Annotated in this window: 6 protein-coding genes; 3 read left to right on the top strand and 3 right to left on the bottom strand. The window is 70.4% G+C overall.

Going from position 1 to position 5,068, the window contains the following annotated elements; genetic code table 11:
- Positions 1-135 precede the first annotated feature (135 nt).
- The 3 genes from ABZT03_RS43010 (at position 136) to ABZT03_RS43000 (ending at position 3,096) form a co-directional block, all read left to right on the top strand.
- Positions 136-633: a diadenosine tetraphosphate hydrolase gene (locus ABZT03_RS43010; protein WP_356049611.1), complete on the top strand. Its 498-nt coding sequence runs from the start codon at positions 136-138 to the stop codon at positions 631-633.
- Between the two features lie 347 nt (positions 634-980).
- Positions 981-2,555: a carbohydrate-binding protein gene (locus ABZT03_RS43005; RefSeq protein WP_356049609.1), complete on the top strand. Its 1,575-nt coding sequence runs from the start codon at positions 981-983 to the stop codon at positions 2,553-2,555.
- 265 nt (positions 2,556-2,820) lie between these two features.
- Complete coding sequence (locus ABZT03_RS43000) at positions 2,821-3,096, top strand: transglycosylase family protein (RefSeq protein WP_356049613.1); 276 nt, start codon at positions 2,821-2,823, stop codon at positions 3,094-3,096.
- A gap of 93 nt (positions 3,097-3,189) precedes the next feature.
- On the opposite strand, the gene ABZT03_RS42995 is transcribed toward ABZT03_RS43000, so the two are convergent.
- From ABZT03_RS42995 to ABZT03_RS42985, 3 genes are read right to left on the bottom strand one after another with little or no spacing between them, the layout of a single operon-like run.
- Complete coding sequence (locus tag ABZT03_RS42995) at positions 3,190-3,567, bottom strand: toxin Doc (RefSeq protein ID WP_356049608.1); 378 nt, start codon at positions 3,565-3,567, stop codon at positions 3,190-3,192.
- On the bottom strand, positions 3,567-3,806 hold the full coding sequence (locus tag ABZT03_RS42990; protein WP_356049606.1) for a hypothetical protein: 240 nt from the start codon (positions 3,804-3,806) through the stop codon (positions 3,567-3,569). The genes ABZT03_RS42995 and ABZT03_RS42990 overlap by 1 nt, the downstream gene beginning before the upstream one ends.
- A 16-nt stretch (positions 3,807-3,822) precedes the next feature.
- Positions 3,823-4,755: an alpha/beta hydrolase gene (locus ABZT03_RS42985; RefSeq protein WP_356049604.1), complete on the bottom strand. Its 933-nt coding sequence runs from the start codon at positions 4,753-4,755 to the stop codon at positions 3,823-3,825.
- Between the last annotated feature and the right edge of the window lie 313 nt (positions 4,756-5,068).

The following is a 5,068-nucleotide window of genomic DNA, read 5'->3' as shown; positions in this document are numbered from 1 at the left end:
CGACGTGGGCCGGGCGACCGGCTGGGTGTCGGAGGACGACGAGGGGTCGCGGCAGACCCGCCCCTACGAGGGCTCGTGCATCTTCCAGAACCGGCTGTCATCGGGGTCATGATCACCGGCATGTAGGGTCGGTTCATGGCTGACGACTGGCGGACGGATCGCACGGGGGCCGCGCTGCGTGGCGAGAACCCGACCGTGCTGCGACGGCTCGAGTCGGGTTTCGCCGTGATCGGCGACGTGCAGTTCCTGCCGGGCTACTGCGTCCTGCTCGCCGACGAGCCCGGAGTCGAGCGGCTGTCCGACCTGCCGAGAGCGGCGCGGCTGGCCTTCCTGTCCGACATGGACCGCCTGGGCGAGGCGGTGGAGCGGGCCTGCCTGCGGCTCGACCCGGGGTTTCGCCGGGTCAACCTGGAGATCCTGGGCAACACCGATCCGTTCCTGCACGCCCATGTCTGGCCGCGCTACACGTGGGAGCCGGCCGAACTGGCCGGCATGCCGGTGTGGCTGTATCCGCGGGAACGGTGGAGCGAGGAGCGGTCCCGGCTCGGCTCGCGACACGACGTGCTGCGCGAGGCGATCGCCGCCGAACTGGACGCGCTGGGCGGGGCGGACGCGGCGGACGCGACGGCCTGAAGGAGTCGGGCCACCGGCTTCCCGGAAGCGGGTTCGACCGCTGGAAGCCGACGTCGAGTCGTTCATGCTCGTGAACAATAATCATGTACACGACTGTTGACGCGCCCCAGGCAAGCCTCTAGCGTCCGGAGAAAGCGCTTTCCCCATAGGAGTGCGTGCTTACGGCTCCGCGGCCTGTTCACGTACTCGGATCTGTCACGCTGCCACACCTGGAGCATGACGGAAAGGGGCGGACACCGCCCGGCCGGCGACGCGGGAAGCACCCCGCGGCCGTCGCCGTACGGCGGAGCGGCACCGCTCTCAGCACACTCCCTGGTCGGACGAACCCATGAACTTGGAGACGAACGATGCACCTGAGACCAGTCATCGCGTCCGCCGGTCTGCTGGCCGGCACCCTCGTCGCGCTGTCCGGCACCACCGCGCAGGCCGCGTCCGTGCGGTACGAGGCGGAGAGTTCCCCGGCGGTCTGTACCGGCACCATCGACTCCGACTGGTCCGGCTACTCGGGCAGCGGGTTCTGCAACGGCACCAACGCGGCAGGCGCACATGTCCAGTTCACCGTGAACGCCTCGGCCGCCGGCACGGCGACGCTGAGGATCCGCTTCGCCAACGGGACCTCCGGCGCCCGGGCCGCGACCCTCACCGTGAACGGTTCGAACAGCACGACGGTGTCCTTCGAGAGCACCGGCGCGTGGGGGACCTGGGCGACGAAGACGGTCACCGTGCCGGTGGCCGCGGGCGCCAACGCCGTCCGGATCAGCCCCACCGGCACGGGCGGCCTGCCCAACATCGACTACCTGGACGCCGAGACCGGCGACACCACCACACCGCCGTCCGCCACCGCGCTGTACGTGGCGCCGAACGGCACCGACGGCGCGGCCGGCACGCAGTCCGCTCCGACGACCCTCGCCTCGGCGATCACCCGCGTCGCCTCCGGCGGGACGATCTACCTGCGAGGGGGGACGTACGACTACGCCCAGACGGTGACCATTCCGGCCGGCAACAACGGCACCGCCGCCGCCCGCACGAACCTGTCGGCCTATCCGGGCGAGACGCCGGTGCTCAACTTCTCGGCCATGACCGAGGATCCGGCCAACCGCGGGCTCGCCGTGAACGGGTCGTACTGGCACGTCTCCGGGCTCGTCGTCGAACGGGCCGGTGACAACGGCATCTTCGTCGGCGGCAGCAACAACGTCATCGAACGCACGGTGACGCGCTTCAACCGGGACACGGGGCTGCAGCTGTCGCGTATCGCCTCCACCACGCCCAGGGACCAGTGGCCCGCCAACAACCTCGTGCTGAGCGCGGAGTCGCACGACAACGCCGACTCCGACGGCGAGGACGCCGACGGCTTCGCCGCGAAGCTCACCGTGGGCAGCGGGAACGTCTTCCGCTACGACGTGTCGCACAACAACATCGACGACGGCTGGGACCTCTACACCAAGACCGACACCGGAGCCATCGGACCGGTGACCATCGAGGACTCCCTGTCCTACGACAACGGCACGCTCAGCGACGGCACCGTGAACTCCAACGGCGACCGCAACGGCTACAAGCTGGGCGGCGACGACATCGCGGTCAACCACATCGTGCGGCGCAACATCGCCTACCACAACGGCAAGCACGGGTTCACCTACAACAGCAACCCCGGCACGATGGCCGTGTCGAACAACGTCAGCATCGACAACACCCAGCGCAACTTCTCCTTCGACAAGGGGACGTCGGTGTTCCGCGACAACACCTCGTGCCGCAGCGGAAGCGGGTCGAACGACAAGACCGTCGGCGACGCCGACAGTTCGAACCAGTTCTGGTCCGGCACGAACGGCTCCCGGTGCTCCGCCTACGCCGGCGCCCTGGGCTGGTCCTACGCCTCGGACGGCCGCCTGGTGGTGACCTTCGGCGGCAAACCGGTCACCCCCTGACCGACCCGGACGCCCTCCGCGTCGTCACCCCGGCCCGCCGGCCCGCACCCGCATCCGGCCGGCGGACCGGGGCTGCGCACGCGGAACGCACGGGACTTGTCCCGGACGCGACATCACACGTATGGCACGAAATACATATGAAATTCCGATAGCTCCTTTATCGTCCCTTGACATGATTTCACCTCACGCACGTGATGCGAGAAAACCGGCCGGGCCGAGAGCGGTCCACCACGTGACCCTCGGGCTGTTCCTGCCGGTCGCGGCCCTGCTCACGCTCCTGACGCCGACCGCCCACGCCGTGACAGCCGCGGGTCTGGGCGCCGACTGGGACGCCATCGCCCGCTGCGAGGCAGGCGGCAACTGGCACGCGAACACAGGGAACGGCCACTACGGCGGCCTCCAGTTCAAGCAGTCCAGCTGGGTCGCCGCCGGCGGCCGGAGGTTCGCCCGCCGGGCGGACCTGGCGACGAAGCAGGAACAGATCACCGTGGCGCGCCGGCTCGCCGCACTCCAGGGCATGAACGCCTGGACCTGCGCGTGAGACTGCGGTGAGCGGGCTCTCCCGGCCGCGAACGGCCCGCGAGACGGCGGCGGAGCAGCTCACGGCCTTCGCGGCTCCCCCGGCCGGCCGCGGTCACAGCCTCCAGGAGCGCAGCCGCTCGGCGACCCGCTCGACGCCGATACGGCTGTCGCGGATCGCGCGCACGAGGTCCGAGAGGGCGCCGTAGGGCGGATCGACACCCTCGCCCGACTGGTCCATGTACTGGGCCGCGACGAACGCGGCGTACAGGCTGTTGCGGAACGGAAGCGGCTCCAGGCGCACGATGGTGTGCATCAGCGCCGCCGCGCGCCAGGCCGCGTCCGGGTCGGCGGCGGCCAGGGTGGGCAGCCGGGTCCTGTGCCGGGCGACGGCGGCCACCAGCGCGGAGTAGTCCGCGACGGTGAGGTCCTCGCGGTCGAGCGCGGCTTCCTGGACGTCGAGCAGCCAGGAAACGTCGATGGAGAGAGCCATCAGGCGGCGGCGGACCCGTCGTCACTCCGGACGGGCGGTACCTCGTCCGGGAAGGCGTCGTCGAACTCGGCGCGCAGCCGGTCGGCCCATCCGGCGGCGCCCGCGACGAAGTGCCTGCGCTGCATCTCCCGCACGCCGAGGTCGTGGAGATACTGCTTGAGGCTCTTGCCCTCGGCCGCGGCGGCGGCCCGCACACCTTGCAGTTCCTCGTCGGTGAAGGACACGTTCAACGATGGCATGCGCCGATGGTACCTACTAGGTGCCACTGACGCGAGGGTCGTCACCCGCCCCGACCGCCGGGGCCTGGCGGGATTCCTGTTCGCCGGGGTGCTCCACGGGACTCAGGTAGGGCAGGTCCGTCAGCGGCCGGTCGGTGCAGAACCGCACGAGGAGGTCCGCGTGGGCGGCGTCCTGCTCCAGGGTGAACATGTGGTCGGCGTCGAAGAAGGTCGCGAAGGGCGCGCGCAGGTCCCGGGCCAGCTGGCGCCCGAGGGCCGGCGTGGTCAGGTGGTCGTGCTCTCCCGTGTAGACGATCGCCGGCACGTCGAGGCTGAGCGGCCGGTACCACTCGTGCAGCATCATGCGGGCGTTGTGCTCGGAGGCGTTGTCGAGGTCCCGCCGGCCCTGGGTGCGGAACTGGTGGCTCAGCATCCGCCAGACGGCCGCGTGCCGGGGGATACGGTGGTCGGGCGGCATCACGAACGTCGACAGCAGACTGGCGGCGAGCTCCTCGCGCCGGTCCTCCGCGACCATCCTCCGCCACTCGGGGATCCTGCCGAGATACGACGACGGAAGGTGTCCCGTCATGGCCCCCAGCATCAGGCGTGACACGTGCCGCGGATACAACTGGGCGCAGCGCAGGGCGATCGCGCCGCCGTAACACGTGCCCAGCAGGTTCGCGGAGCCGATGTCCAGCTCGACGAGCAGGTGGCGCAGCGCCCCGGCGAGGAAGTCGTACCCGTGGTGGGGAGGCAGCGCGTCGGCCGCACCGAAACCGGGCAGCTCCACGGTCACCAGCGAGAGGTGCGGAAGCAGCAACTTGTCGTAGTTCGTCCAGGAGTTGCGGTCCTGCATCATGCCGCCCACGACGACCAGGGGTTCGGTGACCGCGGTGGCCGACTCCGCGACGCGGCACAGGTACTTGAACCCCTCGAACTCCAGCCGGTACTCGCCGCCGCTCCCGTTCACCGGCTGCTCCGTCCGGCGGTCGGGGCGGGGTCGTGTCGCGGGCGGGGCCACGGGCCGGGACGTTCGTACGACGTCGGCGAAGCCGCGGGGTGCGGGGCTGTGTTCACATGCGCTTAACGGCTGCCGGTCCGCATTGTCACGGTCCATCGCCGTGGACCTTGGCCCACCGCGGCCGGGCCCCCGCGCGGGGGCCCGGCGGCACGCACCGGGCCCCGGGGGTGATGCACACTTGAGCCTGTTCCACTCAAGTCATCGCTGGAGGAATCAACCATGGCACGTGCGGTCGGCATCGACCTGGGCACGACTAACTCCG

The organism is Streptomyces sp. NPDC005574, assembly GCF_040605435.1.
Lineage (GTDB): Bacteria > Actinomycetota > Actinomycetes > Streptomycetales > Streptomycetaceae > Streptomyces.
The sequence above is the reverse complement of the archived record's forward strand: the minus strand, read 5'-3'. Positions and strand labels throughout refer to the sequence as shown.